Genomic DNA, 26,501 nt, shown 5'->3' with positions numbered 1-26,501 from the left:
GTTCCCTTCAATAACGGGTGCGGCCGGGGCCGCGGTCGAGTCTCTTGCGCCAGCAGGCGGTGTGCCAGTGACGGCGCTCCTCGTCGCCTCCCGGCCAGTTGGGCCAGGCGACGAGGTGCGACTGGCCGCTGCGGATCTCCTGGTCGCAGCCAGGACATCGGTAGTCCTTGGTCGAGGAGGCACCGGTGAGCATGCGCACCTTCCACTCGCCGTCGGGCCATTCCTCCACTTTGTCCAGCCCGGTCGGGAAGCCGAAGGGACGGGAGGACTCCCTGCGGCGGGCACGGCGTGGGCTCATGGACGCGGGAATCGGCTGACGCCGGCGGTGACGAGCTGGTCGAGCAGAGGGGCGGGCGCGAAGGCGGGCTCGCGGTATTCGGCGTAGAGGGCTCTCAGCCCGTCGCGGACCTTCGCCAGGCCCAGCGACTCCAGCATCTCGAACGGCCCGGCGGGATAGCCGCAGCCCAGGCGCATGGCCGCGTCGATGTCGTCGATCGAGGCGTACCCGGAGTCGTGCATCCGCACGGCGTCGTTGAGGTAGGGGAACAGCAGGGCGTCGACCACGAACCCCGCCCGGTCCTTGCACGGCACCGGCGTCAGCCCGGCGATCTTCACCAGGTCCCTGGCGGCGCTCGCGGCCTCCTCCGAGGTCAGCACCGTGGAGGCGAGCTCGGCCACCTGGTCGCCGGCGAGGTGCACGCCGACCATCCTGGCGGGGTCGGGGAGGCGTACGGCGTGCTCGATCACGGGACGGTCGGCCAGGCGCAGCACGACGTCGGGGTCCTCGGACTCCTTGAACCCGGCCGCCCGCAGCCGCTCCGCCAGCCCGTCGCCGCCGGCCCCGGCCACGCCGAACGTGCCCGGCCTCGACCTCGCCGGCTCCTCCTGCGGCGAGTCGCCGTAGAAGCCCCGGCCCGACTTGCGGCCCAGCAGCCCGGCCGTGACCAGCTCGCGCAGCAGCGGCGCGGGCGCGTGCCGCCGGTCGCGCGTCTCGTCGAACAGCACCTCCATCACCCCGTACGCGGTGTCGAGGCCGATCAGGTCGAGCAGCGTGAACGGCCCCATCGGCAGCCCCACACCCAGCTTCATCGCGGCGTCGATGTCGTCGCGCCCGGCCACGCCCAGCTCCATGAGCACCGCGGCCTGGTTGAGGTAGGGCAGGAGCAGCCGGTTGACCACGAACCCGGCCCGGTCGCCCACCGGCACGGCCGTCTTGCCCAGCCTGCCCGCCAGCGCCGCGACGTCCGCCACGAGGCCGGGCGCGGTCACCACCGTCCCCACGACCTCGACCAGCTTCATCACCGGCGCCGGGTTGAAGAAGTGCATCCCCACGACCTGCCCCGGGCGACCGGTGGCGGCGGCGATGGCGGTGACGGACAGCGAGGAGGAGTTGGTGGCCAGGACGGTCCCGGGCTCGCAGATCCGGTCGAGGTCCTTGAACAGCGCGATCTTGTAGTCGAGGATCTCGGGGATCGCCTCCACCACCAGATCGACGTCCCGCAGGTCCTCGCGCGAGGTGGTCAGCGTGATGCGACCGAGGATCTCGTCGCGCTGCCCGGGGGGCAGCTTTCCCTTGTCGACAGCCTTGCCGGTGGAGCGCTCAAGATGCCCGCGACCCCTGGCCAGCGCCTCGGCGTCGGCCTCGACCCCGATCACGCGCAGGCCGGCCCGCGCGAACACCTCGGCGATCCCGGCTCCCATCGTGCCGAGCCCGACCACTCCCACCCGTTCGAACGCCATGCGTCCAGTTTTCCAGAGCCGCTAAGGTGGGGCGTCATGCGGCTGGTCATCGCGCGATGCAGCGTGGATTACATCGGACGGCTCACGGCGCACCTCCCCATGGCGCCCCGACTCGTGTTGATCAAGGCGGACGGGAGCGTGAGCATTCACGCCGACGACCGCGCCTTCAAGCCGCTCAACTGGATGAACCCGCCGTGCAAGCTCAAGGAGGACGACGGCACCTGGACCGTCACCCACGGCAAGACCGGCGAGAAGCTGGTCCTGACGATGGAGGAGATCCTCCACGACTCCAGCCACGAGCTGGGCGTCGATCCCGGGCTGATCAAGGACGGCGTGGAGGCTCACCTACAGGAGCTGCTCGCCGAGCACATCACGACGCTGGGGGACGGCTACTCGCTGATCCGGCGCGAGTACATGACGGCGATCGGGCCGGTGGACATCCTGTGCCGGGACGCCCTGGGGGCGACCGTGGCGGTGGAGATCAAGCGGCGGGGGGAGATCGACGGCGTCGAGCAGCTCACGCGCTATCTGGAGCTGCTCAACCGCGACCCGCTGCTGGCGCCCGTGCGCGGCGTCTTCGCGGCACAGGAGATCAAGCCGCAGGCGCGCGTGCTCGCCACGGACCGCGGCATCGACTGCGTCACCCTCGACTACGACGGGCTGCGCGGCATCGAGCCGGAAAATCCGACCCTGTTCTAGCGCCGAACTCATCCCCCGGCGCCTTCCGCAAGCACGGCTACACCTGGCTGGAGGACGATCCGCACGACGCGGCTTCCGGGTGTGGCGGCCGGACGAGCCGGACCTGCCCGCGGCCGCCAACGCCGTGCTGCGGGCGCGGGAGCTCATAGGTCGTGAACAGAACCCGCGCAGCCCCCCACGGTTGAAATAAAGGGCTTTGGAATAGCGCCACATATTCACACGAATGGGGCCCGGCCCGCCAATTCCCTGGCGCACGTCCCGCCGCGGCGAGACAGCACTCTGCGCGATCGCCCCGCTGCGGAGAGCTCCCTAGTAAGCGATGGCTTACCGGACTATCGTGAGGTCATGACGACGCTCACGTTCGACTCGCTCAACCCGGCGACCGGTGAGGTCGTCGGCACCCATCCCCGGCAGGGCCCCGACGCCGTACACACGGCCGTGGGCCGCGCGGCCGAGGCGGCGGCCTGGTGGGCCGGGCTCGGCCACGCCGCGCGCAGGCAGCGGCTGCTCGACTACAAGGCCGTCCTCACCCGGCACCTGAGAGAGCTGAGCGGGCTCGTGCACGAGGAGACCGGCAAGCCGGTGGGCGACGCGACGCTGGAGATCGTGCTGGCGATCACCCACCTCGACTGGGCCGCCCGCAACGCCCGCAAGGTGTTGGGCCGCCGCCGGGTGAGCACCGGCATGATCGGCCTCAACCTGGCCGCCACGCTCGAATACCTCCCTCTCGGCGTGGTCGGGGTGATCGGCCCGTGGAACTACCCGGTCTTCACCCCCATGGGCTCCATCGCCTACGCCCTCGCCGCGGGCAACGCCGTGGTGTTCAAGCCCAGCGAGCTCACCCCGGGCATCGGCGTGCGGCTGGCCGAGCTGTTCGCCGAGTCGGTGCCCGAGCATCCGGTGTTCCAGGCCGTGACCGGGCTGGGCGAGACCGGGGCCGGGCTGGCCGCCGATCCGAGGGTCGGGAAGGTGGCGTTCACCGGCTCGACCGCCACCGCCAAGCGGGTCATGGCGGCCTGCGCCGAGAACCTGACGCCCATCGTGGCCGAGTGCGGCGGCAAGGACGCGTTCATCGTGGACGCCGACGCCGACCTCGCCAGGGCCGCCGACGCCTGCCTGTGGGGCGCGATGTCCAACGCCGGCCAGACCTGCGTGGGCGTCGAACGCGTCTACGTCGTCGACGCTGTCTATGAAAGTTTCATGCGCGAGCTGTCCGACCGGGTGACAAAGGTGAGGGCCGGCGAGGACTACGGCCCGATCACGATGCCGGGCCAGGTGGACATCATCCGGCGCCACATCGACGACGCCACCAAGTCCGGAAAAATCGTGACCGGTGGCTCCGACTCCGTCCGCGCTCCCTACGTGGAGCCCGTGATCGTCGAGGACGTGCCGGAGGACTCCCCCGCGGTGCGCGAGGAGACGTTCGGCCCGACGATCACCGTCCGCCGCACCCGCGACGCCCAGGAGGCCCTGGAGCTGGCCAACGCCTCCGCGTACGGCCTGGGCGGGACGGTCTTCTCCGGGAACACGCGCAGGGCGATGGAGCTCGCCCGCAGGATGCGTTCCGGGATGACCGCCATCAATTCGGTCATCTCATTCGCCGGAGTGCCTGCGCTGCCCTTCGGCGGAGTGGGAGACTCGGGGTTCGGACGGATCCACGGGGCCGACGGTCTACGCGAGTTCGCCAGGCCCAAAGCGATCTCCCGCCAGCGCTTCGCGATGCCGGGGATGAACCTGACCTCGTTCACCCGAGGGCCCTCCGAGCTTGAGCGGCTGATCAGGCTCGTGACCTTCTTGCATGGGCGACGTAAAAGATAATCTTCTTACCCTTTCCCAAAACGGATCATCCGTCCATAATTGTGTGCTCTGGGGGCCACGATCATGTTGGACGGGTGGAATGTGAACCGGTCTTACCGGGGAATGTCAGCTGAGCAAAGGCTGGCAGACAGACGGGAGCGGCTGATGACGGCCGCCTACACGCTATACGCGAAGCCGGGGTTCACGGCGACGACCATCGAAAGGCTGTGCTCGGAGGCGCGGATCTCCAACCGCGCCTTCTACGAATGTTTCGGTGGGCGCGAGGAACTCCTCCAGGCGCTGCACGAGCGCTGTGTGGAAGAAAGCCTGGCCGTGGTGGCCAAAGCGGTCCAGGAGGCGCCGAAGACACTTGACGATCGAGTCAAGGCGGGGATTCGCGCCTATATCGAGTTCACCACGGCGGACTGGCGGCGGGCCCGCATCATGCATGTTGAGGTTCGCCGATCAGGAGATGTCCTGACACTGTCACGTCAACGCGCGGTGGACGCGTTCGCGCGGCTGGTCGAGGAGGCGTCGGCCGATTTCCCCCACGCTGCGGGGCTGAATCGGCGGCTGGTGGCACTCGGAGTAATTGGAGCGCTACAAGAGTTACTCATCGAGTGGCTGCACTCGGACGAGCAGCCGCCGATCGACGAACTCGCCGACGTGGCCGTGCACATCTTCATCCGCAGCCTCGGCACACCGTGACCATTCGCCGGCCATTCATAATGGACGGCCCGGAATCACCATTTTGCGGCACACAATAAAAGAGCGGGCAACGGCTGATCGTTGCCCGCTCTCGATATGTCACATCAGGCCACCGCGGCCGCGGGAACCTCCATGTGCAGCACCCGATTCAGCCGGGTCACCGCGAGTATCCGCATGATCCGCGGGGGCACCCCCCGAAGAACGAGGCGGCGCTGCACGCTGAGCGCGCGCCGATGCGAGCCCACCAGCACTCCGAGGCCGGTCGCGTCGATCATCTCCAGCCGGGAGAGATCCAGGATCAGGTCGCCTTCACCGGAATCGAGAGCCTCGTGCAGGCGCTCCCGCACACCGGCCGACGTGCCGGCGTCGAGTCTGGCGCCGATCCGCACCACCTGGGCACTCGGATTGCCCCGGACGCGCATGCCACCTCCTCAATCACACACGGTGTAGTCACCTCCGCACGCGGAGCGTTCAGAGAGGTGAACCCGTGTTCTCTCCCCTACCCACCCAGCGGAAGTGACACGACTGCGTTCAGGAGGAACTCTCCGCTTTCCGTCGGATGGGCACTCAGCTTCCCGCCCACGGCGGCCAGGCGCTCCCCCATGCCCGTCAGCCCGCTCCCGAGGTCGGCGGCCCGCCGCCGCTGCACCCCGTCGTTGCGGACGCTCAGCTCCGCCTCCTGCGCCGTGAAGCGGATCGAGATGTCGCAGAACGTCGCGGTGCTGTGCTTGAGCACGTTGGTCACCGCCTCGCGGACCGCGTACGCGAACACCGGCGCGACTCCGTCGGGCAGCTCCCGGTAGGGCAGGTGCACCTCGCAGCGGACCCCGGCCGCTTCGAGCACGCTTTTCACGCTGTTCAGCTCGGCGGCCAGGTCAAGCTCGCGGTAGCCGCGCACGGCCTGCCGCAGCTCCCTGAGTGCCTTCCTGGTCAGCGCGTTGACCTCGGTCATCTCGGCCCTGGCCGCGTCGGCGTCCACGTCCGACAGCCGTACGGCCAGCTCGGTCTTGACGGCGATGGCGGACAGCTGGTGGCCGACCAGGTCGTGCAGGTCCCTGGCGAAGCGCAACCGCTCCTCGGCCAGCGCCAGCCGCGTGTGCGCCTCGCGGCCCTCGTGAGCCTGTACGGCGAGCGACCAGATCCACATCCACATCCGGTTGGACGGCGGCATGATCGCGCACCAGATGGCGTACATGACCATGTAGATGACCAGCGCCTGACCGATGCTCAGCTCCGAGCCCATGCTGGCCGCCCCGAGCGCCAGGGCCGGCACACCGATCCCGACGCCCGCCGCCCACGTACCGACGGCCAGCAGGTAGACCGTGCGCCTGGGGACCTGGAGCGTGGCCAGGCCCAGCCAGCAGACGAGCACGAAGCCCCAGCCGAACGGCTCGCCCCCGCCCAGCGCCGCCGCGACCACGGCGAAGACCCCCGCCAGCACCACCTCACGGGTGGGGTAACGGCGGTCCAGCGCCGCGCTGATGATGCGCGGGCAGAACCAGGTGAAACAGATCAGGGCGATCACAGCGGGCACGGCCCGCCACCACTGGAGCCTCCCCTCCCCGAAGGCGACCACCGAGGCCATGATGACCAGCAGCCACACCGCGACGAAGTTCGAGAGGAGCACTTTCCAGGTGAGGCGCCGCGCCCGCTTGATCGCGTCCATCTAGCCCGCGCGCAGCACGTCGGCGAGCTTGAGCCGGGCCCCCGTCCGGAGCACGGCGCGCTCGTAGATCTTGGCGCCGAAGCCCAGGACCGCGAGCACGGCCAGCGCCATGGCCCCCATCGACAGCGCGACCTGCCACATCGGCACCTCGGTCGCCGCCATCCGCACCGGCATGATCATGGCGGAGAACGGCGGTATGTACGACAGGACCGTGGCCAGCGTGCCCGTCGGGTCGTTGGTGGCGTAGAAGGCCACGAAGTACGTGACCATGATGAGCATGGTCAGCGGCGTCATCACGCTGCTCACCTCCTCCTGGCGCGAGACCAGCGAGGCGAGGGCGGCCGCCAGCGTGGCGAAGAAGGCGTATCCGAGCACGAACCACACCAGCACGCCCACCACCAGCCCCGGGAGCCCGGGCGGGAAGTCGGAGGCGATCCCGGAGGCCGCGGACGCGGCCAGGCCGACGGCCAGGATCGTCACCAGGTTGATCAGGCCGAGCACGCCCAGCCCGATGATCTTGCCGCCGAGCAGCTGCCACGGCCGGATCGTGGAGAGCAGGATCTCCACGATCCTGCTGCCCTTCTCCTCCACCACACCCATGGCCACCATCATGACCTGACCCATGAGCAGCATGAAGAGCACGAGGACGAGAACCACGGCGATCCCGGCGCGGGCGGACTCGTAGCGGGTGTCGGCGCCCACGGACTCCATCTTCAGCGGCGGGATCGACATGCCCGCGGCGCCCAGCTTCACCTCGCGGTTGACGCTCTGCAGGAGCACGCCGAGCTGGCTGTCGATCTCGCCGTCCGTGAGCACCCGGGTACCGTCGACCAGCACCGCGTCCACGTCCCCGTCGAGCACGGCCTTCTTGGCGGCGGCCTCGTCGGGGAAGCTGCGCCACTCGACCTGCGCGTCCGGCGCGGCGGCCTTCAGCGGGAGCTGCTGGGAGTTGACGGTGCCGAGCGTGTACTCGTCCGGCCCGCCGAGGATCTTGGGTGCGAAGGTCACCGCCGCCACCAGCACGGCCGTGATGAGCAGGCCGATCGCGAACGCCTTGGTCCGCACCTGCGTGGTGATCTCCCGCCGGGCGACCAGCATCAGTCCGTTCACGCCACGGCCTCCTTGAAGATCTCGGTGAGGGTCGGCTGCTCGACCCCGAAGTGCTCGACGTGCCCCGCCTTCATCGCGCGGCGCAGGATCTCCTGGTCGTCGCCGTCCGTGGTGTGCAGGACGTGCCTGTCACCGTTCACGGTGACCGTGCCCGGCAGGCCGTCCGCCCAGCCGGGGGACGGGTCGCGGACGACCACGCGCAGCGTGTCGCCCTCGGCCGCCCGCAGGTCGGACACCGTGCCGGTGGCCACCATGCGGCCGGCCGAGACGATGCCCACCGAGTCGCACAGCCGCTCGACGAGCTCCAGCTGGTGGCTGGAGAAGATCACCGGCACGCCGCCCCGGCAGCGCTCCTGCAGCGCCGTGGCCAGCGCGTCCACCGCGATCGGGTCCAGCCCCGAGAACGGCTCGTCCAGCACCAGCACCTCGGGGTCGTGCACCAGCGCCACCGCGAGCTGCACGCGCTGCTGGTTGCCCAGCGAGAGCGCCTGCACCGCGTCGCCCCTGCGCTCGGTGAGCCCGAGCCGCTCCAGCAGGTCGTCGGTGCCCTGCTTCGCGGCCGGCGCGCTCAGACCGTGCAGACGGCCGAAATACTCGATCTGCTCGGCGACCCGCATCTTCTGGTAAAGCCCCCGCTCCTCCGGCATGTAGCCGAAGCGCCGCCGGTCGTCGTAGCCGAGCGGCCTGCCCTGCCAGCTCACCGAGCCCGAGTCGGCCTGGAGCACGCCCATCACGATGCGCATGGTCGTCGTCTTGCCGGCGCCGTTCGCGCCCACGAAGCCGAACATCTCGCCAGGCCGTACGGTGAAGCTGATGCCGTCCAGTGCGACCTTCCCGCCGGGGGACTCGGGGCCGCCCGCGAAGCGCTTGCGCAGCTCGCTGATCTCGAGCATCAGGTCATCTCCTTCGTCATGGGTAAATCGTGGCTTTGGAGGCGTTCGCCCTGCTAGTCGTGTAAATCACCGGCCCGACATGGATCCCGCGTCCCTTCCGGATGACATTTGTCATTAATCTGAAGCCATGACGCGCGCCGACAAGGACAAACCTGTCGTTCTCTCCCGGATCTACACCCGGGCCGGCGACGACGGCACCACCTCGCTGAGCGACATGAGCCGGGCGTCCAAGACCGATCCGCGGCTGGCCGCCTACGCCGACGTGGAGGAGGCCAACGCCCACCTGGGGCTCGCGCTCTCGTTCCGCACGCTGCCCGCGGACCTCGTCGAGGTGCTCGCCCGCGTCCAGAACGAGCTGTTCGACGTGGGGGCGGACCTGGCCACGCCGGTGGTGGAGAATCCGGAGTTCCCGCCGCTGCGGGTGGAGCAGTCGTACATCGACTGGTTGGAAGAGCAGTGCGACCGGTTCAACGCCGACCTCAAGCCCCTGCGCAGCTTCGTGCTGCCCGGCGGCGACCCCGCGACGGCCGCGCTCCACGTGGCCAGGGTCACCGTCCGCAGGGCCGAGCGGTCGACGTGGGCGGCCCTGCAGGCGCACGACGACATGAACGCGCTGACCGCGAAATACCTCAACCGCCTGTCGGACCTGCTCTTCATCGCCTGCCGGGTCGCCCACGCGGGCGAGGAGATCCTCTGGAAGCCCGGCGGCACCCGCTGAGACGCGCGGCCTGCCCTCGATCGGGCTAGGCGACGTCCAGGTAGGCGCTGGGCGGCGCGGACTCCAGCCACGCGAGGAAGCCCGTCATCGCGTCAGCGCTCATCGCGAGCGAGATCCCGCGGGTGGTGCCGCCGCAGTCGACCGCGAAAAGCCCGCCGTCGATCTCGCGACGGGCGGAAACGACGAGGCCGCGCCTCGCGATAGCGTGGCGCGGCCTCAGTCGCACACCCAGGAGCGGGATCCAGTGGAGCTCCCCGTCGGCGTAGCGGGCTACCCCGCTCTGCCAGCCCCGGTCACCCTCCCGCAGGCGACAGGGCACACTTCCCCTGGAACGGGCCAGCGTGACCCCGCGCAGGACGATGAGGGCGGCAAACAATACGAGAATCAGAACCGTCGTAACCATGCCGCCCCCACAAGCCTGGATCTGTTAAACCTCTTCGCCTGCCGCGCGGAGCCGGGCCCTGGCACGCTTGGCCTCGATCGCCGCGTCGGCGTCTTCCTGGTCGGCCTCGATCGAGGCCTGAGCCCGATCGAGAGCGTCACGGGCAGCCGCGACGTCGACCTCGGAACCGAGCTCGGCCACCTCGGCGAGCACCGACACCTCGTCGTCGGCCACGGAGATGAAACCGCCGTGCACGGCCGCCACGAGGTCGCCTTCGCCCTCCCGCTTCACGCGAAGCACGCCGCCCTCGACGAGGACGCCGAGCACAGGTGCGTGTTGCGGCATAATACCGATCTCGCCGTCCACGGTCTTGGCAATCACCATGTCGGCCTCGCCCGACCAGATCTCACGCTCGGGTGAGACAACCCCTACGCGTAGCTTCGCCACTTGTGTAGGTTCCTTTCCGATCTGGTGGTGGTGCCTCGTTCCTACCCCAAAGCACCACCGTAGGTGCAGCGGGCCGCCGAAGACGACCCGCTGCAGGGCGATTAACTACGCTCGAGTTCCTTGGCCTTGGCCACGGCCTGCTCGATGCCACCGACCATGAAGAACGCCTGCTCGGGCAGGTGGTCGTACTCACCCGCGCACAGACCCTTGAAGGAGGCGATGGTCTCGTCCAGCGGAACGGTCTCGCCCGGCTGGCCGGTGAAGGCCTCGGCCGCGTACATCGGGTGCGACAGGAAGCGCTCGATGCGGCGGGCCCGCTGGACGGTGACCTTGTCCTCCTCGGACAGCTCGTCGATACCGAGGATCGCGATGATGTCCTGGAGCTCGCGGTACTTCTGCAGGATCCGCTTGGTCTCCTGGGCCACCCGGTAGTGCTCCTCGCCCACGATCTGCGGGTCGAGGATCCGGGAGGTGGAGTCGAGCGGGTCCACCGCGGGGTAGATGCCCTTCTCCGAGATCGGCCGCGAGAGAACGGTCTGCGCGTCGAGGTGCGCGAACGCGTTGTGCGGGGCCGGGTCGGTGATGTCGTCCGCGGGCACGTAGATCGCCTGCATGGAGGTGATCGAGTGACCACGCGTCGAGGTGATGCGCTCCTGGAGCACACCCATCTCGTCGGCCAGCGTGGGCTGGTAACCCACGGCGGACGGCATACGGCCGAGGAGCGTGGAGACCTCGGAACCGGCCTGCGTGAAGCGGAAGATGTTGTCGATGAAGAGCAGCACGTCCTGCTTCTGCACGTCGCGGAAGTACTCCGCCATGGTCAGCGCCGACAGGGCGACCCGCAGACGGGTGCCCGGCGGCTCGTCCATCTGACCGAAGACGAGCGCGGTGTCCTTGAGGACGTCCGCCTCCTCCATCTCCAGCCAGAGGTCGTTGCCCTCACGGGTGCGCTCGCCGACACCGGCGAAGCACGAGGTGCCGCCGAAGTTACGGGCGACGCGGCGGATCATCTCCTGGATCAGAACGGTCTTGCCCACGCCGGCGCCGCCGAACAGACCGATCTTCCCACCCTGCACGTACGGGGTGAGCAGGTCGATGACCTTGATGCCCGTGACGAGCAGCTCGGTACGGGACTCGAGCTGGTCGAACGGCGGCGACGGACGGTGGATGCCCCACCGCTCCTCGATCTTGAGCGACGCGGTCGGCACGTCGAGCGTCTCGCCCAGCGCGTTCCACACGTGGCCCTTGACGACGTCGCCGACCGGCACCGAGATCGGGGCGCCGGTGTCCTGCACCGCCTGGCCGCGGACCAGGCCGTCGGTCGGCTGCATCGAGATGGTCCGGACCAGGTTGTCACCCAGGTGCTGGGCGACCTCCAGGGTCAGGGTCTTGGTCTCCTCGCCGAGGGTCACCTCGACCTTGAGCGCGTTATAGATCTCCGGCATCGCCTCGACGGGGAACTCCACGTCGACGACGGCGCCGGTGACACGTGCCACGCGGCCTGTGCCGGCCGCCGCGGCCTCTACAGTTTCAACAGCCTCTGCAGTCATTTCACTCTTTCCCCGCTGCGGCGTCAGCGAGCGCGTTGGCGCCACCGACGATCTCGCTGATTTCCTGGGTGATCTCGGCCTGGCGAGCCTGGTTCATCTGCTGGGTGAGCACCCGCATCAGCTCGTTGGCGTTGTCTGTCGCGGACTTCATCGCGCGCCGCCGCGCGGCCTCCTCGGAGGCCGCGGACTGCAGCAACGCCGTGAAGATGCGCGACTCCACGTAACGTGGCAGGAGCGACTCCAGCACGTCGGCAGCGGTCGGCTCGAACTCGAAGTACGGCGGGATCGCGGTCGTCTCCGTCGCCTCGGTCTCCTCGACCTCCAGCGGCAGAACACGCTTGACCACGACATTCTGGGTCAGCATCGAGACGAACTCGGTCGAGACGATGTGGATCTCGTCGATCCCGTTCTCGTCCTTGAACGAGTCGATCAGCGTCTGCGCGATCCCCTTGGCGTCGGTGTAGGACGGGTTCCTGGAGAAGCCGACCCACTGCCCGCCCATGTCGCGGCCGCGGAAGGAGTGCCAGGTGACACCCTTGCGCCCGGTGACGAACGGGACCACGGTCAGGCCGCGGGTCTCCAGCAGCCCGCGCAGGGCCTCGGCCTCGCGCAGCACGTTGGCGTTGAAGCCGCCGCAGAAACCGCTGTCGCTGGTGACGATGAGGACGCCCGCCTTGGTGGGGTTCTCCTTCGCCACGGTCAGCGGATGGTCGACGCTGGCCGCGTTGCTGACGACGCCGGTGACGGCGCGAGTGATCTCACGCTCGTACGGCAGCGCCGCCTGCATCCGCAGCTGCGCCTTCACGATCCGCGAGGAGGCGATGAGCTCCTGGGCGCGCGTGATCTTCGCGGTCGACTTGACCGAGCTGATCCGCCGCCGCAGCAGCCTTAGCTGGGCACCCATGTCCTACTTCTTCTCCGCCGGACGGACGACCTTCTTGATCTTCTCCTGGCCGACCTCTTCGGCGCCCAGCGGCGCCACCGGCTCGTCCTTGACCAGCAGCTCGCCGGACGAGGTGGTGAAGCTCTTCTTGAAGTCCGTGACAGCGTCCTTCAGAGCGGTCACCGTGTCGTCGGACAGGTCCCTGGTCTCACGGATGGTGTCGAAGATGCCCTTGTGCGAGGCCTGGATGAAGTCCAGGAACTCCGACTCGAAGCGACGGACGTCCTCGATCGGCACGTCGTCCAGCTCGCCCGTGGTGCCCGCCCAGATCGAGGCCACCTCGCGCTCCAGCGAGAACGGGCTGTACTGGGGCTGCTTGAGCAGCTCGACCAGCCGCTGACCGCGCTCCAGCTGAGCCTTGGACGCGGCGTCCAGGTCGGAGGCGAAGGCCGCGAAGGCCTCCAGGTCACGGTACTGCGACAGCGACAGACGCAGCGTACCCGCGACCTTGCGCATGGCCTTGGCCTGCGCGGAGCCGCCGACTCGGGAGACCGAGACGCCGACGTTGATGGCGGGCCGCACACCGGCGTTGAACAGGTCGGTCTCGAGGAAGACCTGGCCGTCGGTGATGGAGATGACGTTGGTCGGGATGAACGCCGAGACGTCGTTGCCCTTGGTCTCGATGACCGGCAGGCCGGTCATGGAGCCGGCACCCATGTCGTCGGAGAGCTTGGCGCAGCGCTCCAGCAGACGGGAGTGGAGGTAGAAGACGTCGCCGGGGAATGCCTCACGGCCCGGCGGGCGGCGCAGCAGCAGGGAGACGGCGCGGTACGCGTCCGCCTGCTTGGTCAGGTCGTCGAAGACGATCAGGACGTGCTTGCCCTGGTACATCCAGTGCTGACCGATCGCCGAGCCGGCGTAGGGCGCGATGTACTTGTAACCAGCGGGGTCGGAGGCGGGAGCGGCGACGATGGTGGTGTACTCCATCGCGCCGGCCTCCTCCAGCCGAGCGCGCACCTGCGCGATGGTCGAGCCCTTCTGGCCGACCGCGACGTAGACGCAGCGGACCTGCTTGGTGGGGTCACCGGAGGCCCAGTTTTCGCGCTGGTTGAGGATGGTGTCGACGGCGATCGCGGTCTTGCCGGTGCCACGGTCACCGATGATCAGCTGGCGCTGACCACGGCCGATCGCGGTCATGGCGTCGATCGCCTTGATGCCGGTCGCCAGCGACTCCTTCACGGGCTGCCGCTGGACGACGGTGGGGGCCTGAAGCTCGAGGGCGCGAACGGCCTCGGCCTCGATGGCGCCCTTGCCGTCGAGCGGGATGCCCAGGGGGTCGACCACGCGGCCGAGGAAGTTGTCGCCGACGGGCACGGACAGGACCTCGCCCGTCCGGCGGACCGTCTGGCCTTCCTCGATCTTGCTGAAGTCGCCCAGGATAACGACACCGATCTCGCGGGTGTCGAGGTTAAGCGCCAGGCCGCGCGTGCCGTCCTCGAACTCGAGCAGTTCGTTCGCCATCGCCGAGGGAAGGCCGGAGACATGGGCAATGCCGTCGCCGGCGTCGACGACGGTCCCGATCTCCTCGCGCGCGGCGCCTTCCGGTTCGTACGCCTGGACGAAGCGCTCAAGCGCGTCCCGGATCTCGTCCGGCCGGATCGTAAGCTCCGCCATCTCTACTCTGTCTCCCTATTCGCCTAGCCGGCCAACCGGCGGCGGACTTCTTCGATTCGTCCCACAATGGTGGTGTCGATGATCTCGTCGCCGATGCGGACCGAGAACCCACCGAGCACTCGCTTGTCCACCTCGACGTTCAGGTGCACGTCACGGCCGTAGGAGGCGCTCAACCACGCCGTGAGGCGCTGCTTCTGCGCCTCGGTCAGCTCGACCGCGCTACGTACCACCGCCACGAGGCGCTGGCGCTGCTGGGCCACGAGCTGGATGAACTCCTCCAGGCCCGACTCCAGGCTACGCCCACGCGGATGCACCGCAACCTGCTTGAGCAGGCGCAGGCTGGTCGGAGCGACCTTCCCGCCGAGCAGGTCGCCGAGCAGCTGCACCTTGCCCGCCTCCGGCGCGGCCTGGTCGGCGAGCGCGCGACGCAGATCGGGGTTGGCGGCGACGATGCGGCCGAAGCGGAAGAGCTCGTCCTCCACGTCGTCGAGCCTGGACTGGCTCTCCGCCTCCGCGGCCGCGGCGACGACGCCGAGCCGCTCGATCGCGTCGGCCAGGTCACCGGCCCGCGACCACCGGACCGAGACCGCGGCCTCGGTCGTGGCGATCGCGGCCTCGCTGACCTTGCCCGCGAGCAGCGCGCGCACGGTGGCCGCCTTCTGCTCGCCGGGCCTGGCCGGGTCGGACAGCGCCCGGCGCAGGCCGTGTTCGCGGTCGAGCAGATCCGCGATCGCGAACAGCTCGTCGGAGAGCGTCCCGAGGTCGGCACTGCCGGCCACCGCGTTGAACCGCTCCTCGACCTCTGCCAGCGACGTCCTGCTCAGACCTCGCATTAGCGCACCGCCTGCGGCGTGGACTCGAGCTCGTCGAGGAACCGGTCGACGATGCGGCTCTGCCGGACCTCGTCCTCGAGGGACTCGCCGACGATGCGGCCGGCCAGATCGGTCGACAGACGGCCGATCTCGGTGCGGAGCTGGGCGAAGGCCGCCTGGCGGTCCGCCTCGATCTGCGCGTGCGCGGCCTCGACGAGGCGGCGGGCCTCGGCCTGCGCCTCCTCGCGGAGCTCGGCCTTGATCTGCGCGGCCTGCTCGCGAGCTTCCTCGCGCAGCCGGGCCGCCTCGTGCCTGGCCTCGGCCAGCTGGTCGCGGTACTGCTGCTGCAGTGCCTGCGCCTCGGCCTGGGCCTCCTCGGCTCTCTTGATGCCACCCTCGATGGCGTCGGCGCGCTCGCCCAGCGTCTTCTGGATACGCGGGACGAGGATCTTGCCGACGACGACGAGGACGACGAGGAACGAGAAGATGCCGACGACGAGCTCGAAAGTGTGCGGGATGAGCGGGTTAGCGCCCTCTTCCGCCGCGAGGAGCGTAGCTGCCTTAGTCATGGTTGCAGCCTTTCGTCAGGGGTTTCTTCTGGCCTTAGATGTTCGCGAAGATGAACGGCGCGACCAGACCGAGCAGGGCGAGGGCCTCGGTGAGAACGAAGCCGAGGAGCATGTTCTGGCGAATCAGGCCGTAAGCCTCGGGCTGACGCGCGATGGCCTGCACGCCCTGACCGAAGATGATGCCGACGCCGATGCCGGGGCCGATGGCGGCGAGACCGTAACCGATGGCGGTGACGTTGCCGGAGACCTCAGCGAGAACGCTCATTGCTGTATTCCTTTACTGGACGGCCGGTGAAGCGGAGTCTCACCGGTCATGGATATTCCGGTACGTGGATCTCAGTGCTCTGCGTGCAGGGAGCCGCCGATGTACATCGAGGCCAGCATCGCGAAGAGGAACGCCTGCAGGAACTGGATGAACATCTCGAAGGCCGTGAAGATGATGGTCATGACCACGCCGATCACGCCCACCCCGGCGCCGAGCGGCGTCAGCTTCTCGAACAGGAACCAGAAGCCGACCATGCTGAAGAACGCCAGCAGCATGTGACCGGCGAACATGTTCGCGAAGAGTCGGACCGCGTGCGTGAACGGCGCGATGATCAGGTTCGACAGGAACTCGATCGGCGAGAGCAGCAGGTAGATCGGCTTGGGCAGTCCCGGCGGGAACATCAGGTTCTTGAAGTAGCCGATCGGGCCCTGGTGCTTCATGCCCAGGTAGACCTTGAGCACGTAGATCGAGCCCGCGAGGACGATCGGGAAGGCGATGTGCGAGGCCACCGGGAACTGGAGAATCGGGATGACGCCCATGATGTTCCAGATGAAGACCAGGAAGAACAGCGTCAGCAGCAGGCCCATCCACCGGTCGGCGTCCTTGCCCAGGAAGGGCCGGGCGACCTGGTCGCGGACGAACATGTAGCCGTACTCGGCGACGTTCTGCACACCCCTCGGGACGATCTTGGGGTTGGCGAAGGCGGCCCAGCAGAAGCCGATCACCAGGACCGCGCTGAGGATGGCGAGGAGAACCGGCTTGGTGAACCAGTCGACCCCGGGAATGATCGGGGTAAAGGAGTTGAACAGCTCGTCAGGCGTTGGGGCCCGGAACTGGTCTTCAGGAGGAGCGAGGACCGTCAGCGCAATCACGCGGCGTTCCCTTCAACGTCGTAGTGTGGATCACAAGGGTTTTCCTCAGCGAAGCGATCTACTGCCGTATGGGCTAGCGACCGAACTTCCGGTATGCCAGGTAGCCACCGAGCACCAGCCCCAGGACGATGCCTATGGGGAAGAACGCGGACATGTCCAACCACCGGTCCAGCAACCAGCCGGCGCCTCCGTAGATAGCCATCCCGGCGATCAAGTAGCTCGGGACTGACCACATGGCATCGGCGAAGTCGCGACCGTCCTTTTCGGGTCGGCGTTCCTGTGCGCTCATCGCGGCCTTGACGATAGCAGGCAAGTAGCGGACTAGTCATATCGGACCCCGCCCGTTTTACCTGCCGTCATGAATCGCCCTTCCCCGGGACCCCGGCTTCGGGGTCGACATAGAGGATCTTGGTCTTCATGAAGGCACGTACTTCGAAACCGGTCCAGACAAGGGTGCAGACCACGACGGTCCAGGCGAACGCCTGGGTGTTCCAGGCCGTGGTGTCGCGGAACGAGACCAGCACCACCATGATGGCGACGACCTTGACGAGGTAGCTGACCATCGCCGCGATCGCCATCATCTGGGGGGAGACCCGAGCGGCATAGGACACCGCTACCACGCTGATGCTGAAGAAAACCCCGACGAGCAAAGTGCCGATCGCGGCGCCCAGCGCTCCCTTGCCGCCAATCGTCAGGAGCGACACAGCCACGGCGACCACCCCAACCGCGAAGGTCGGAATCGCGGCGCTCTTGAGTACGCGCACGTCGTTGGCCTGCATCGGTGCTCCATCAACAAGTTATCAAGCGAGCGTTTGCTACCTCCAGAACCGGTGGGTCTGGAGTCCCTGCTCGTGAAAGATATCACAAGCTCACGGAAGACCGCTTTTACCTGCCGTTTCTAGTTCCCGATCAAGAACGGCTCGGAAAGGCAGGAATGACCGGTTTACCCTCGGCGCTCGCGCGAGCGCCGTCCGAAGGCGGCGCCTGTCTCCTGACCTGGGGGTCCTCGGGCAGGATCGGCGGCATCGGCCCCGTGGGAGGCCCGTCATCGTCGGGGTTGTCGTCGCGTGGCGCCGCGTGCGCCCCGCCCCTGCCCCGCCAGCGCGGCAGGGCCATCAGCACCAGGACGGCCAGGGCGAGCACGATGACCGCGGGGAAGAGCAGGACGGGCACGCCGACCCTGGACATGCCGACGATGCCGAACGAGAACAGGAACGTCCAGGCGTACATGATGAGCACCGAACGCCGGTGCGAGTGGCCGATGTCCATCAGCCGGTGGTGCAGGTGACCGCGGTCGGGCGCGAACGGCGACAGGCCCTGCGACGTGCGCCGCACGACGGCGGTGATCAGGTCGATGAGCGGCAGCACCAGCACCGCCGCGGGGACGAGCAGTGGCAGCAGCACGGGGAACTTGTTCATCTCCACGATGGCCGACGTGTCCACCGGCGTCACCGTGACGATGGAGGATGCGAGCACGAGCCCGATCAGCATGGCGCCCGTGTCGCCCATGAAGATTTTCGCCGGGTGGAAGTTGTGCGGCAGGAAGCCCAGGCAGGCGCCGATGAGGACGGCGGCGATGGCGGCCGTCGCGGTGATGTTGCTGCCGGTGATGTCCTGGCTGATGATGATCGAGTAGGCCCAGGTGGCCATGCCCGCGATGCACACGATCCCGGCGGCCAGGCCGTCGAGCCCGTCGACGAAGTTGACCGCGTTGATGGTCACGACCACGACCAGGATGGTGATGATCGTGCTGAGCGTGTAGTCGAGGCTGGTCGAGCCGCCCCAGCTCTCCGGCAGCGGGATCGAGGTCAGCCGCATGTCGAAGAAGACCAGCACCCCGGCCGCCGCGATCTGGCCGGCGAGCTTGATGAGGGCGTCCATCCCCCACCAGTCGTCGAGGAACCCGGTGAACGTGATGAGCCCGCCCGCGATGATCAGCGCGGGCACCGGATTGGCGCCCGTACCGGCCAGGGCCTCGCCCGAATGGGTCAGCTGACCGGCCAGCAGCAGCCCCACGACCAGGCCGCCGTACATGGCCAGGCCGCCCAGCCTGGGCGTCGGCGTGGTGTGCACGTCGCGATCGCGAATCTCCGGCATGGCGCCGATGCGGATGGCGAAGCGGCGCACCAACGGGACCAGCAGATAGGTCACCGCCGCGGCGATGAGCGCCATGAACAGGTATTCGCGCACGGACCTAGTTTCCCGGATCCTCCGGCCCGCTGGGACCGGAAAACGACACAGACCAGCTTAATATTCGCTGAGATATGGCTGATGGATGGCCAGAAGCGCCGAAACTCTCTCCCGAACCTCCCCAGCGTCGGCCGGATGTCGCACCGCCCGGGTCACCAACGTCCCGACCTCCTTCAATTCCTGGGGCCCCATGCCCTGGGTGGTCACGCACGGCGTGCCGACGCGGATCCCCGACGTGATCGACGGGGGCTCGGGATCGTACGGGATCACGTTCCGGTTGAGCGTGATGCCGGCCGCCGCGCACCTGCGCTCGGCCTCGGCGCCCGACACGTTGAGATCCCGCAGGTCGATCAGCGCCAGATGGGTGTCCGTACCGCCGGACACGGGCCGCATCCCCTGCCCGGCCAGCGCCTCCGTCAGCGCCCGCGCGTTCGCGACCACCTGCCTGGCGTAATCGGCGAACTCCGGGCGCATCGCCTCCGCGAACGCCACCGCCTTGGCGGCCACCACGTGCATCAACGGCCCGCCCTGGATGAACGGGAACACCGCCCGGTCGATCTTCCCGGCCAGCTCCTCCGTGCACAGGATGGCCCCGCCGCGCGGCCCGCGCAGCGCCTTGTGAGTGGTGAATGTCACGACGTCCGCGTACGGCACCGCCGACGGGATCGCGCCGCCGGCCATCAACCCGATCGGGTGCGCCACATCGGCCATCAGCCACGCGCCCACCTCGTCCGCGATGCCGCGGAAGACCGAGAAGTCGATCAGCCTGGGGTACGCCGTGGCGCCGCACACGATGAGCTTCGGCTGATGCCGCAGGGCCAGATCCCGGACCTCGTCATAGTCGATGAGTTCGGTGTCACGCCGCACGCCGTACGACACGACGTCGAACCATCTTCCCGAGAAATTCACCTTGGAGCCGTGGGTGAGATGGCCGCCGTGCGAGAGCGCCATGGCCAGCATGGTGTCGCCGGGTTGCAGGAGCGCGGCGTATGCGGCCAGGTTCGCGGAGGCGCCTGAGTGGGGCTGCACGTTGGCGTGCTCCGCCCCGAACAGCTCGCGCGCCCGCTCGATCGCCAGCCGTTCGGCCCGGTCCACCACCTCGCACCCGCCGTAGTAGCGCCGTCCGGGGTAGCCCTCGGCGTACTTGTTGGTGAGGGTGGAACCGAGTGCCGCGAGGACGGCGGGCGAGGTGAAGTTCTCACTCGCGATCAGCTGGATCCCGCCGCGCACTCGCTCCAGCTCGTCGAGCAGCACCTGTGCGAGCTCCGGGTCCTGCCTCTGCAGCAACCCGAAGTCGGGACCGTAATAGGGTTCCCCACCCATTTCCCCACTGTACGACCTAATGTCCGTTTCTCCCAGACACGCCCCCTCCCCCACTCCTCACCGGCAACCCACCGAGCCGCCCCGCAAGCCGCTTCCGCAGCCCGCTCCCCTAAAGCGGCTCCCTCAGCCCGGCGCCCCAAAAGCTGCTCCCTCAGGCCACGGCCCCAAACCCTTCCTCAGCCCGCGCCCTCAAGCCGCTCCCCCGGCCCGTCCTCCTCTGGAGCGACCCCCTCTATTTCCCTCAAGCCGCACTTTTCCCGGCTGTCCCTCAAGCGGGTTCGCGCCACCGCGCCACAAGCGGCCTTTCCCCTGCCCCCTCAAACGACACCCTGAGCTGCCTCCCCAAAGGGGACACTCGGCCGTTTCCCGCAAAGGACACGGCGGGCCGCTTCCCCCTCAAGGGACCTCCCGGGCACCTCCCTCGAAAGGACCTCAGCCGGGCGGCGGGCTACTGGAACGCATGCGGCGCGTTGGCCGTCGTGGGGATCCACCTGGGCGTGTCCGCCGCCTCGTCGCTGATGGCGGTCAGCACGGAGTGGCGGTAGACGGCCAGCCGGGTGCGCCATTCGCGGATGTCCTGGACATAGCGCTCGCCCACCGGCGCGTCCCACGTCTGAGGACTCTTGGCCAGGCCGTACGCCTTGTCCAGCGCCGTTCTGAGCGTCTCCAGCTGGGGCAGGACGGTGTTCCAGGCCAGGACGAGGCGCTGGTAGTCGGGGTTGAACTCCCAGGCCCTCTGAGGGCTGTCCAGGGCTCCTGAGGGAGAGGCGGGCGGGGTCTCGTCGCGCTCCCTGGGCCTGGGCGCCGGCGGGTCGACGTACATCACGCGCTCCTTTCCGGCGTACCGGGGTCGATGTCGCCGGGCGGGCCGTCGGGCCGGATGTCCCTGGGCGCCCACTCGCCCTTGCCGTACTCGCCGGGCGGAACCTCTACGGAGGGCATCTCGAGGGGCTGGATCTCGCGGTGGTGCTCCACGACCGTCCGCAGGGCTTCCAGGCTGGGTGGGGAGACGTCCACGGAGACGACGTCGCTGCCGTCGTTCGCCCAAACGTTGATGTCGGATGCGGCGGGGGAAGCGGCTTCAGTCCCGTATGCGATCTGCACCTGGACCGAGGGATTGGTCGGCGGGATCGCGACGGGCGCCCCTTGGCCCCGTGTCCCCTGATCACCGTTCGCCGGGCTATCGCCTCTCCCCAGCCCTCCCTGCTCCCCCGCCCCTAGACCACCCTGGCCACCCTGGCCGTAGGTTCCCTGGTCGCCCGTTCCTCGGCCTTGGTCGCCGGTCCCTCGGTCACCCGTCGGCTGATCACCGCCCGTTCGCTGACCCGCGTCACCGCCTGAGGGCTGATCCGGCGTCGTGTCCTTGGCGCCCGGCGTGGTGTCCGTGCCTCCAGGTGTGGTGTCCGTGCCGCCTGAGGTGCAGGCGTCGTTCGCACCTGCGGTGGGAGCGGTGCCGTCCGTGGGGGTGGTGCCGTCACCGAAGGTGTCCGCTAATCCCGGCATGTCCAGTGGCGGAATTTCCCGGTGGTGTCCCACCACCGTCTTCAGCGCGTCCAGGTTGGGCGGATTGGTGTCGACGGAAACCACGTCGCTGCCGTCGTTCGCCCAGGCGTTGACGTTCGCGGCGGTGGTGCTGTCGGCGGAAACCTTCGGCATGTCCGCCGGTTGCACCTTGTCGGCGTTCTCGAGGAGGTCTTCCAACTGCTCGGCCGTGGGCGGGTCGATGGGTATCTGCAGGACCTTTACGCCGTCCACTTCCACGATGTGCGGCTTGGTCGGGTCCTGCTGGTCCTTGGCCGGAGTGTTGACCGCACCGCCGTCCGCCTCGGCGCCGCGGTCGCGCCTGCTGCCCACATCGTCGTCCTTGGGCTGGTCTACGGGCTGATCGCCGGTCTTACCGTCGCCTCCGGTGTCCTGGCCCGTCCCAGTGTCCTGGCCCGTCCCAGTGTCCTTGGCACCATCGCATGTCTTCCCATCGGCATCGGAGTCCGACTTCCCGTCGGCACCGGTCTTGCCGTCCGAATCCGACTTCCCATCGGCACCCGTCTTGCCGTCCGAATCCGACTTCCCATCGGCACCCGTCTTGCCGTCCGAATCCGACTTCGCGTCGTCGTCCTTCGACGGAGGCTCGTCGGCGCGTGGGTTGTCGTACTTGTCCCGATCCCCCCGCACCTGCTTGGGATCGTCGTCCTCAGTAGCCCCCGCCCCCATCCGGGGCGGTTCGACGCGCTTCTCCAGCACCCCGAGCCGGACGTTGACGTCCTTGACCATCCCGTCGACGGCCTCCGCGACCTGCGCCGGGCGGTGGGTGGTCTGGGCCGACAGCCCGGCGCGGTGCATGGCGGCCCTGACCTGGTCCTCGACCGTACGCATCTGCGTGGCCGCGTGTTTCACCTCGGTCAGCAGGTCACGGACCAGCTTGGGATCCATGCCGTCGAACTTGCCCATGGGCCACTCCCGGACGTAATCGCCGCTCCGGGCCTCACCGTAGTGTCGGCCGGAGCGCGATCGCAGCCGGGATAAGCAGACGGTATGGCGTCAGTCGTCGGTGGCGACGTATCCGATGATGCCGCGCAGCTTCTCCACCGGGATCGCCCCGCGCCGCAGCAGCCGGGGCACGGCGGTGGTGAGGTCGATGATGGTGGAGGGTGTGTTGTCGGTGGTCTTGCCGCCGTCGAGATAGACCTCGATCGAGTCGCCGAGCTGCTCCTGGGCCTCCTCCGCCGTGGTGGCGGCGGGGGCGCCGGAGCGGTTGGCGCTGGAGACGGCCATGGGCCCGGTCTCCTTGAGCAGGTCGAGCGCGACCGGGTGGAGCGGCATGCGGACGGCCACCGTCCCCTTGGTCTCCCCCAGGTCCCAGGAAAGGGCCCTGTTGGCCTTGCAGACGAGCGTGAGCGGCCCGGGCCAGAAGGCGTCTATCAGGTCCTGCCCGTACGGCCCGAGGTCGTCTATGAGCGCTGTGGCGGCTCTGACGGTGCCCACGAGCACGGGCGGCGGCATCTCGCGGCCCCGGCCCTTGGCGTCGAGCAGTGCCGTGACCGCCGCCGGCGTGAACGCGTCGGCGCCGATGCCGTAGACGGTGTCGGTCGGCAGCACCACGAGCTCGCCGCGCCGCACGGCGGCCGCGGCCTCCATCACGCCCACGGTCCGCTGCTCCAGGTCGGAGCAGTCAAAGCGTCTGGCCATCGGTCCTGTCACCTCGCTCGCATGGATCCTAGTCCTGGCCCAGCCGGGCCGTGACGAAGCGGTCCCTTCTGGTGAGGTCCTGGCGAAGGCGCACGTCGCGCCAGCCGTTGTCCTCGGGGAACGTCAGATAGACCGCCCTGCCCTGCTGGTCGGCGTGCTCGACGACCACCCAGCCGCCGGGCCGCAGCAGGCGGCGGGCCGTGCGCTCGACCGCGCGCACCTCGCCGAGCCCGTCCTCGCCGGAGCCGTACAGCGCCCTGGTGGGATCGTAGTCGCGCACCTCGGGGTCGCGCGGGATCGCGCCGGGCGGGATGTAGGGCGGGTTGGAGATGACCAGGTCGACCTTGCCGTTGAGCTCGGGCAGCGCCTCGGCCAGGTCTTCGGGGTGCAGGTGGGTACGGCCCTGGCCGAGCTCGGAGATGTTGCGCTTGGCCCACGTGTACGCCCCGGGGTCGACCTCCACGGCGTGGACCTCGGCCAAGGCGACCTCCTGGGCGATCGACAGCGCGATCGCGCCCGAGCCGGTGCCGAGATCGACGACGAGCGGGGCGGTCACGTCCATCGCGCGCAGCGTCTCGATGGCCCAGCCCGCCACCACCTCGGTCTCGGGCCGCGGCACGAACACGCCGGGGCCGACCGACAGCTCGAGGTAGCGGAAATAGGCGTGGCCGGTGATGTGCTGCAGCGGCTCGCGGGCCTCGCGCCTGGCCACGCCCTCCCAGAACAGCGCGTCGAAGTCGGAGTCCTTGACCGTGTGGAGCTCGCTCCTGCGCACGCCGTGGACGAATGCCGCGATCTCCTCAGCGTCGGTGCGCGGTGAGGGAACACCTGCCTCGGCCAGCCGGGCGGTGGCGAGGGCGATCTCGTCCAGCAGAAATGTCATGAGTGTTGTGCGAGCTTCTCCGCCATTTCGGCGTCGATGAGGGCCTGGGTGACGGCGGTGAGCTCACCGTCGAGAACCTGGTCGAGGTTATACGCCTTGAAGCCGACCCGGTGGTCGGAGATCCGGTTTTCCGGGAAGTTGTAGGTGCGTACGCGCTCGGAGCGGTCGACCGTGCGGACCTGCGACTTGCGCTCGGCCTGCGCGGCGGCCTCGGCCTGCTCCTGGGCGATGGCCAGCAGCCGGGCACGCAGGATGCGCAGGGCCGACTCCTTGTTCTGGAGCTGGCTCTTCTCGTTCTGGCACGAGACGACCACGCCGGTGGGCAGGTGGGTGATGCGGACCGCCGAGTCGGTGGTGTTGACGCTCTGGCCGCCGGGGCCGCTGGAGCGGTAGACGTCGATGCGCAGGTCGTTGGGGTCGATCTGGACGTCGACGTCCTCGGCCTCGGGGTAGACGAGCACGCCCGCGGCGCTGGTGTGGATGCGGCCCTGCGACTCGGTGACGGGCACCCGCTGCACGCGGTGGACGCCGCCCTCGTACTTGAGCCTGGACCACACGCCCTCGTCGCCCTTGGCCTTGATGCCGACCGTGACGTCCTTGTAGCCGCCCAGGTCGGAGGGCTGGCTGTCGATGACCTCGGTCTTCCAGCCGAGCCGCTCGGCGTATCTCAGGTACATCCGCAGCAGGTCGCCCGCGAACAGCGCGGACTCCTCGCCGCCCTCGCCCGCCTTGATCTCCATGATGATGTCCTTGTCATCGTTGGGATCGCGCGGGATGAGCAGGTGCCTGAGCTTCTCCTCGAGCTGGGGGATGCGCTCCTCCAGCTCGACCGCCTCGGCCGCGAACGCCTCGTCCTCACCGGCCAGCTCCTTGGCGGCGGTCAGGTCGTCGCGCGTCGAGTCGAGCTCGCGGTACGTCGTGACGATCGGCGTGAGCTGCGAATAACGCCTGCCGAGGGTGCGGGCCTTGTTCTGGTCAGCGTGCACGGCGGGATCGGCGAGCTGCAACTCCAGCTCGGAATACTCCTTGAGCAACTCGTCGAGGTTCACCGTGTGTCCTTAGTCTTGGGGCTTACACCAGCAACGCCGGCCCAGCGCACGCGCGTGCGTCCGGGCCGGCGTCGGTGAAGCTACTTGCCCGTGGCCTTCTTGCCGAAGCGCTTCTCGAAGCGGGCCACCCGGCCGCCGGTGTCGAGGATCTTCTGCTTGCCCGTGTAGAACGGGTGGCAGGCCGAGCACACGTCGGCGTGGATGACGCCGTTCTTGGCGGTGCTACGGGTGGTGAACGTGTTACCGCAGGAGCAGCTCACCTGCGTCACGTTGTAGTCAGGGTGGATGTCGCGCTTCATCGCTGTCCTTTCGGGGTGCGGCCGCCGGGTCGCCTTCACGCACGGCGTGAACCGGAACCGCTAAATGGTCAGCTACCAGTGTGCCAGATCGTCCAACCATCCCAGGCCATCGCGCATTCCCGTCAGCGCCCCAGATAGGTGAGTACGGCCAGCACACGGCGATGATCCTCGGGCGCCGGCCCCAGGGCCAGCTTGGCGAAGATACCGGAAATATGCTTCTCCACCGCGCCTTCCGTGACGACCAGCCGGGCGGCGATGGCGGTGTTGGAGCGGCCCTCGGCCATCAGGGCCAGCACCTCGCGCTCGCGGGGGGACAACGAGTCGAGCGGGGCGCCCCGGCGCTGGCGGCTCAGCAGCTGCACGACGACCTCGGGATCGATGACCGTGCCGCCCGCCGCCACCTGCCGCACCGTCTCCAGGAACTCGGCCACGTCCGCCACCCGCTCCTTCAGCAGGTAGCCGACGGCCCTGCCGATGAGGTCGCCGGCATAGCGCTCCTCGACGTACTGCGACAGGACCAGGATCGGGAAGTCCGGCCTGGCCACGCGCACCTGCAGCGCCGCCCGCAGGCCCTCGTCGGTGTGCGTCGGCGGCATGCGTACGTCGACGATGGCCAGGTCGGGCTCGTGCTCCAGGACCGCGGACACCAGCGCGGGCCCGTCGGAGACGGCCGCGACGGTCTCGATGCCGCCGTCGGCGAGCAGGCGCGCGAGCCCCTCGCGCAGGAGTACGGAGTCCTCGGCGATGACCACGCGCATGGCCACATGACTACAGTGGACAGCGTTC

The 26,501-nt window shown here is 68.7% G+C and carries 30 protein-coding genes; 4 read left to right on the top strand and 26 right to left on the bottom strand.

Annotated elements, in window-relative coordinates; all coding sequences use genetic code 11:
* Nucleotides 1-7: 7 nt before the first annotated feature.
* Together AB0J87_RS05895 and AB0J87_RS05890 are read right to left on the bottom strand one after the other, a co-directional pair.
* On the bottom strand, nucleotides 8-298 hold the full coding sequence (locus tag AB0J87_RS05895) for an ATP/GTP-binding protein (RefSeq protein WP_319720101.1): 291 nt from the start codon (nucleotides 296-298) through the stop codon (nucleotides 8-10).
* The gene (locus AB0J87_RS05890) at nucleotides 295-1,740 is read right to left on the bottom strand and encodes a 3-hydroxybutyryl-CoA dehydrogenase (RefSeq protein ID WP_363962800.1); all 1,446 of its coding nucleotides are present in this window, start codon (nucleotides 1,738-1,740) and stop codon (nucleotides 295-297) included. The genes AB0J87_RS05895 and AB0J87_RS05890 overlap by 4 nt, the downstream gene beginning before the upstream one ends.
* Before the next feature lie 36 nt (nucleotides 1,741-1,776).
* On the opposite strand from AB0J87_RS05890, the gene nucS reads away from it, so the two are divergent.
* The 3 genes from nucS to AB0J87_RS05875 all read left to right on the top strand — a co-directional run bounded on the left by nucS (nucleotide 1,777) and on the right by AB0J87_RS05875 (nucleotide 4,944).
* Complete coding sequence (gene nucS / locus AB0J87_RS05885) at nucleotides 1,777-2,439, top strand: endonuclease NucS (RefSeq protein WP_350730045.1); 663 nt, start codon at nucleotides 1,777-1,779, stop codon at nucleotides 2,437-2,439.
* Nucleotides 2,440-2,784: 345 nt separating this feature from the next.
* Nucleotides 2,785-4,257 (top strand): aldehyde dehydrogenase family protein, encoded by a 1,473-nt coding sequence (locus tag AB0J87_RS05880; protein ID WP_363962799.1) that lies wholly within the window; start codon nucleotides 2,785-2,787, stop codon nucleotides 4,255-4,257.
* A gap of 144 nt (nucleotides 4,258-4,401) precedes the next feature.
* Entirely contained in the window at nucleotides 4,402-4,944 is a 543-nt protein-coding gene (locus AB0J87_RS05875; protein WP_363962798.1) for a TetR/AcrR family transcriptional regulator, read from the top strand.
* Nucleotides 4,945-5,048: 104 nt separating this feature from the next.
* Here AB0J87_RS05875 and AB0J87_RS05870 read toward each other — a convergent pair whose 3' ends face one another.
* The 4 genes from AB0J87_RS05870 to AB0J87_RS05855 all read right to left on the bottom strand — a co-directional run bounded on the left by AB0J87_RS05870 (nucleotide 5,049) and on the right by AB0J87_RS05855 (nucleotide 8,613).
* Complete coding sequence (locus AB0J87_RS05870; protein WP_350730039.1) at nucleotides 5,049-5,366, bottom strand: STAS domain-containing protein; 318 nt, start codon at nucleotides 5,364-5,366, stop codon at nucleotides 5,049-5,051.
* A gap of 77 nt (nucleotides 5,367-5,443) precedes the next feature.
* Nucleotides 5,444-6,610 carry a histidine kinase gene (locus AB0J87_RS05865; RefSeq protein ID WP_363962797.1) on the bottom strand — a complete coding sequence of 389 codons (1,167 nt, stop codon included), beginning with the start codon at nucleotides 6,608-6,610 and terminating at the stop codon, nucleotides 5,444-5,446.
* The gene (locus tag AB0J87_RS05860) at nucleotides 6,611-7,720 is read right to left on the bottom strand and encodes an ABC transporter permease (protein WP_363962796.1); all 1,110 of its coding nucleotides are present in this window, start codon (nucleotides 7,718-7,720) and stop codon (nucleotides 6,611-6,613) included.
* A complete protein-coding gene (locus AB0J87_RS05855) occupies nucleotides 7,717-8,613 on the bottom strand; it encodes an ATP-binding cassette domain-containing protein (protein ID WP_363962795.1) in 897 nt (298 codons plus the stop codon). Before AB0J87_RS05855 ends, AB0J87_RS05860 begins: the two co-directional genes overlap by 4 nt.
* A gap of 127 nt (nucleotides 8,614-8,740) precedes the next feature.
* Here AB0J87_RS05855 and AB0J87_RS05850 point away from each other — a divergent pair, with 127 nt between their 5' ends.
* On the top strand, nucleotides 8,741-9,331 hold the full coding sequence (locus tag AB0J87_RS05850; RefSeq protein ID WP_357727568.1) for a cob(I)yrinic acid a,c-diamide adenosyltransferase: 591 nt from the start codon (nucleotides 8,741-8,743) through the stop codon (nucleotides 9,329-9,331).
* Nucleotides 9,332-9,356: 25 nt separating this feature from the next.
* On the opposite strand, the gene AB0J87_RS05845 is transcribed toward AB0J87_RS05850, so the two are convergent.
* From AB0J87_RS05845 to AB0J87_RS05750, 20 genes are all read right to left on the bottom strand, one after another.
* Nucleotides 9,357-9,734 (bottom strand): DUF2550 domain-containing protein, encoded by a 378-nt coding sequence (locus AB0J87_RS05845; protein WP_363962794.1) that lies wholly within the window; start codon nucleotides 9,732-9,734, stop codon nucleotides 9,357-9,359.
* 24 nt (nucleotides 9,735-9,758) lie between these two features.
* Nucleotides 9,759-10,160 (bottom strand): F0F1 ATP synthase subunit epsilon, encoded by a 402-nt coding sequence (locus AB0J87_RS05840; protein ID WP_350730028.1) that lies wholly within the window; start codon nucleotides 10,158-10,160, stop codon nucleotides 9,759-9,761.
* Between the two features lie 101 nt (nucleotides 10,161-10,261).
* Nucleotides 10,262-11,710, bottom strand: a complete 1,449-nt coding sequence (gene atpD, locus AB0J87_RS05835) for a F0F1 ATP synthase subunit beta (RefSeq protein WP_319717043.1) — start codon at nucleotides 11,708-11,710, stop codon at nucleotides 10,262-10,264.
* Nucleotide 11,711: 1 nt separating this feature from the next.
* Complete coding sequence (locus tag AB0J87_RS05830; protein WP_350730025.1) at nucleotides 11,712-12,614, bottom strand: F0F1 ATP synthase subunit gamma; 903 nt, start codon at nucleotides 12,612-12,614, stop codon at nucleotides 11,712-11,714.
* A 3-nt stretch (nucleotides 12,615-12,617) separates the two neighbouring features.
* A complete protein-coding gene (gene atpA / locus AB0J87_RS05825) occupies nucleotides 12,618-14,267 on the bottom strand; it encodes a F0F1 ATP synthase subunit alpha (protein WP_355191420.1) in 1,650 nt (549 codons plus the stop codon).
* 23 nt (nucleotides 14,268-14,290) lie between these two features.
* Nucleotides 14,291-15,100, bottom strand: coding sequence for a F0F1 ATP synthase subunit delta (locus tag AB0J87_RS05820; RefSeq protein WP_363962793.1), 810 nt, complete (start codon nucleotides 15,098-15,100; stop codon nucleotides 14,291-14,293).
* Nucleotides 15,100-15,648 carry a F0F1 ATP synthase subunit B gene (locus tag AB0J87_RS05815; protein WP_355191416.1) on the bottom strand — a complete coding sequence of 183 codons (549 nt, stop codon included), beginning with the start codon at nucleotides 15,646-15,648 and terminating at the stop codon, nucleotides 15,100-15,102. Before AB0J87_RS05815 ends, AB0J87_RS05820 begins: the two co-directional genes overlap by 1 nt.
* Before the next feature lie 34 nt (nucleotides 15,649-15,682).
* Nucleotides 15,683-15,913: an ATP synthase F0 subunit C gene (gene atpE, locus AB0J87_RS05810; protein WP_344876161.1), complete on the bottom strand. Its 231-nt coding sequence runs from the start codon at nucleotides 15,911-15,913 to the stop codon at nucleotides 15,683-15,685.
* A 71-nt stretch (nucleotides 15,914-15,984) separates the two neighbouring features.
* Nucleotides 15,985-16,785, bottom strand: coding sequence for a F0F1 ATP synthase subunit A (atpB, locus tag AB0J87_RS05805; RefSeq protein WP_350730018.1), 801 nt, complete (start codon nucleotides 16,783-16,785; stop codon nucleotides 15,985-15,987).
* A gap of 73 nt (nucleotides 16,786-16,858) precedes the next feature.
* Nucleotides 16,859-17,074 carry an AtpZ/AtpI family protein gene (locus AB0J87_RS05800; RefSeq protein WP_350730017.1) on the bottom strand — a complete coding sequence of 72 codons (216 nt, stop codon included), beginning with the start codon at nucleotides 17,072-17,074 and terminating at the stop codon, nucleotides 16,859-16,861.
* 67 nt (nucleotides 17,075-17,141) lie between these two features.
* Entirely contained in the window at nucleotides 17,142-17,564 is a 423-nt protein-coding gene (locus AB0J87_RS05795; protein ID WP_363962792.1) for a hypothetical protein, read from the bottom strand.
* 130 nt (nucleotides 17,565-17,694) lie between these two features.
* Entirely contained in the window at nucleotides 17,695-18,975 is a 1,281-nt protein-coding gene (locus AB0J87_RS05790; protein ID WP_350730014.1) for an MraY family glycosyltransferase, read from the bottom strand.
* 57 nt (nucleotides 18,976-19,032) lie between these two features.
* Nucleotides 19,033-20,298, bottom strand: a complete 1,266-nt coding sequence (gene glyA, locus AB0J87_RS05785; protein ID WP_363962791.1) for a serine hydroxymethyltransferase — start codon at nucleotides 20,296-20,298, stop codon at nucleotides 19,033-19,035.
* Nucleotides 20,299-20,746: 448 nt separating this feature from the next.
* On the bottom strand, nucleotides 20,747-21,121 hold the full coding sequence (locus AB0J87_RS05780) for a hypothetical protein (protein ID WP_350730010.1): 375 nt from the start codon (nucleotides 21,119-21,121) through the stop codon (nucleotides 20,747-20,749).
* A complete protein-coding gene (locus AB0J87_RS05775; RefSeq protein WP_363962790.1) occupies nucleotides 21,121-22,746 on the bottom strand; it encodes a hypothetical protein in 1,626 nt (541 codons plus the stop codon). The genes AB0J87_RS05780 and AB0J87_RS05775 overlap by 1 nt, the downstream gene beginning before the upstream one ends.
* A gap of 90 nt (nucleotides 22,747-22,836) precedes the next feature.
* On the bottom strand, nucleotides 22,837-23,484 hold the full coding sequence (locus AB0J87_RS05770; protein WP_355191410.1) for an L-threonylcarbamoyladenylate synthase: 648 nt from the start codon (nucleotides 23,482-23,484) through the stop codon (nucleotides 22,837-22,839).
* A gap of 28 nt (nucleotides 23,485-23,512) precedes the next feature.
* Nucleotides 23,513-24,367 carry a peptide chain release factor N(5)-glutamine methyltransferase gene (prmC, locus tag AB0J87_RS05765; RefSeq protein ID WP_185071361.1) on the bottom strand — a complete coding sequence of 285 codons (855 nt, stop codon included), beginning with the start codon at nucleotides 24,365-24,367 and terminating at the stop codon, nucleotides 23,513-23,515.
* Entirely contained in the window at nucleotides 24,364-25,416 is a 1,053-nt protein-coding gene (gene prfA / locus AB0J87_RS05760) for a peptide chain release factor 1 (RefSeq protein WP_363962789.1), read from the bottom strand. Before prfA ends, prmC begins: the two co-directional genes overlap by 4 nt.
* A gap of 80 nt (nucleotides 25,417-25,496) precedes the next feature.
* Entirely contained in the window at nucleotides 25,497-25,715 is a 219-nt protein-coding gene (gene rpmE / locus AB0J87_RS05755; protein WP_106248153.1) for a 50S ribosomal protein L31, read from the bottom strand.
* A gap of 122 nt (nucleotides 25,716-25,837) precedes the next feature.
* Nucleotides 25,838-26,473, bottom strand: coding sequence for a response regulator transcription factor (locus tag AB0J87_RS05750; protein ID WP_185071359.1), 636 nt, complete (start codon nucleotides 26,471-26,473; stop codon nucleotides 25,838-25,840).
* Nucleotides 26,474-26,501 lie beyond the last annotated feature (28 nt).

Source organism: Nonomuraea sp. NPDC049625, assembly GCF_040675285.1.
Taxonomy (GTDB): Bacteria; Actinomycetota; Actinomycetes; order Streptosporangiales; family Streptosporangiaceae; genus Nonomuraea; species Nonomuraea angiospora_A.
This window is presented reverse-complemented; position numbering and strand designations above follow the sequence as displayed.